This is a genomic window from Natronomonas salsuginis, assembly GCF_005239135.1.
GTDB classification, from domain to species: Archaea; Halobacteriota; Halobacteria; order Halobacteriales; family Haloarculaceae; genus Natronomonas; species Natronomonas salsuginis.
This window is the reverse complement of record NZ_QKNX01000012.1, coordinates 1-2,217: the sequence shown is the minus strand read 5'-3', so window position 1 is coordinate 2,217 and position 2,217 is coordinate 1. Positions and strand designations below refer to the sequence as shown.

Genomic DNA, 2,217 nt, shown 5'->3' with positions numbered 1-2,217 from the left:
TCGAGGTGGTCGACCTGCGAACGCTGTCGCCGATGGACACCGACGCCATCCTCGAATCGTTCAAAAAGACCGGCCGGGCCGTGATCGTCCACGAAGCGCCGAAGACGGGCGGCCTCGCCGGCGAGATCACGGCGACGATCCAGGAGGAGGCGCTGTACTATCAGGAAGCGCCGATCAACCGCGTGACCGGGTTCGACGTGCCGTACCCGCTGTACGCGCTGGAGGACTACTACATGCCCGAGGACACGCGCATCGAGGACGCGTTCAGGGAGACGTACGAGGCATAGGATGGTTCGCGAATTCAAACTCCCGGACGTCGGTGAGGGCCTGACGGAAGCGGAGATCGTCCGGTGGCTCGTCGAGGTCGGCGAGACGGTCTCGGAGGATCAGCCGGTCGCCGAGGTCGAAACGGACAAGGCGGTCGTCGAGGTGCCCGCGCCGGTGAACGGGACGGTCAAAGAGATCCTGGCCGAGGAGGGCGAGATGGTCCCTGTCGGAACGGTGATCATCACCTTCGACGTTGAGGGCGAGACGGAGACTGAGGCTGAGGCCGATGCTGAAATCGGCGCGGAGGCCGATGCTGACTCGGCGGCCGGTACTGAGGGCGTTTCTGCGCCCGACTCCGAGGCCGATTCTGTCCCCGATGGTGTGGATCCCGGGACGGCTTCGGGCGGCCGGACGTTCGCCGCGCCGGCGACGCGACGAATCGCGCGCGAGTTGGGCGTTGACATCGGCACGGTCGCGGGCAGCGGTCCGGGCGGTCGCGTGACGGAAGCGGACGTGCGGGCGGCGGCCGACTCAGGTGGGGAAGCCGCATCGGAGGCGACCGACGAGGGGCCGACATCGGCGACGCGGCGACTTGACGACGAGGCGTCGCTCGATGCGGAGGCCGAGTCGACCGACGAGGCGGTCGAGCCGCCGACGGAGGCGGCGAGTCGCGATCGGACGCTCGCCGCGCCGGCGACGCGACAGCTCGCCGCAGAGGAGGCGATCGACCTCGATTCGGTGCCGACCGATCTGACGAAAGACGGTGAGGCGTTCGTCACGCCCACGGAGATTGAGGCGTACGCCGACGCTCAGCGGCGGGCGCAGGAAGCCGACGCGGAGGCGGTGTCGGCCGAACCGATAGTCGATTCTACCGTGTCGGGCGAGGACGAGCGGATTCCATACCGGGGTGTTCGGCGGACGATCGGCGAGCAGATGGAGCGCTCGAAGTACACCGCGCCGCACGTGACGCATCACGACGAGGCGGACGTGACGGAGCTGGTCGAGATGCGGAGTCGACTCAAGGAGCGCGCGGAGGAGCGCGGGAGTTCGCTGTCGTACATGCCGTTCGTGATCAAGGCGGTCATCGCGGGGCTTCGCGAGTATCCGATTCTCAACGCACAGCTCCACGAGGAGGCCGAGGAGATCGTGGTTCGAGGCGAGTACAACGTGGGCGTGGCGGCGGCGACGGACGCGGGATTGATGGTGCCGGTGCTCAAACACGCCGATCGGAAGGGTCTTTTACAGTTGGCGGACGAGCTGAACGAACTGGTCTCGAAGGCGCGCGGTCGCTCGATTTCGCGCGAGGAGATGCAGGGTGGAACGTTCTCGATCACGAACTTCGGGGCGATCGGCGGGGAGTACGCGACGCCGATCATCAACTACCCCGAGACGGCGATCCTCGGGTTGGGCGCGATCAAGGAGAAACCGCGCGTCGTCGACGGTGACGTGGTCCCGCGGACGGTGTTGACGCTGTCGCTGTCGATCGATCATCGGGTGATCGACGGGGCCGAGGCAGCGCGGTTTACGAATTGTGTGAAAAGTTATATACAACAGCCAGAGAAGCTACTACTCGAATAATGGTTGTGGGAGACATTTCGACGGGAACCGAAGTACTGGTGATCGGCGGGGGTCCGGGCGGCTACGTGGCCGCGATTCGGGGCGGCCAGCTCGGCCTCGACGTGACGCTCGTCGAAGCGGACGCCTACGGGGGCACGTGTCTGAACGACGGATGTATTCCGTCGAAGGCGCTGATCCACGTGAGCGGGTTAGCCCACGAGGTCGAACACGCCGAGTCGATGGGGTTGCACGCCCGCGCTGACGTCGACATGCAGGGGCTCGTCGGTTGGAAGGACGGCGTCGTCGACCAGTTGACGGGTGGCGTCGAGAAGCTCTGCAAGGCCAACGGGGTCAACCTCCTCTCCGGCCGGGCGGAGTTCGTCGACGAGCACA

The 2,217-nt window shown here is 66.3% G+C and carries 3 protein-coding genes; all 3 read left to right on the top strand.

Annotated elements, in window-relative coordinates; genetic code table 11:
* A partial coding sequence (locus DM868_RS14930; protein WP_281280734.1) for a transketolase C-terminal domain-containing protein occupies positions 1-287 on the top strand: 287 nt, incomplete at its 5' end.
* Between the two features lies 1 nt (position 288).
* Positions 289-1,845 carry a 2-oxo acid dehydrogenase subunit E2 gene (locus DM868_RS14925; RefSeq protein ID WP_137277636.1) on the top strand — a complete coding sequence of 519 codons (1,557 nt, stop codon included), beginning with the start codon at positions 289-291 and terminating at the stop codon, positions 1,843-1,845.
* Positions 1,845-2,217, top strand: a 373-nt coding sequence (locus DM868_RS14920; RefSeq protein ID WP_137277635.1) for an FAD-dependent oxidoreductase, incomplete at its 3' end; no start/stop codon positions are given. The genes DM868_RS14925 and DM868_RS14920, both read left to right, overlap by 1 nt.

Excerpts from the sequence above, each read along its gene's own strand:
- DM868_RS14925 (WP_137277636.1), top strand. The coding sequence starts at position 289 with ATGGTTCGCGAATTCAAACTCCCGGACGTCGGTGAGGGCCTGACGGAA.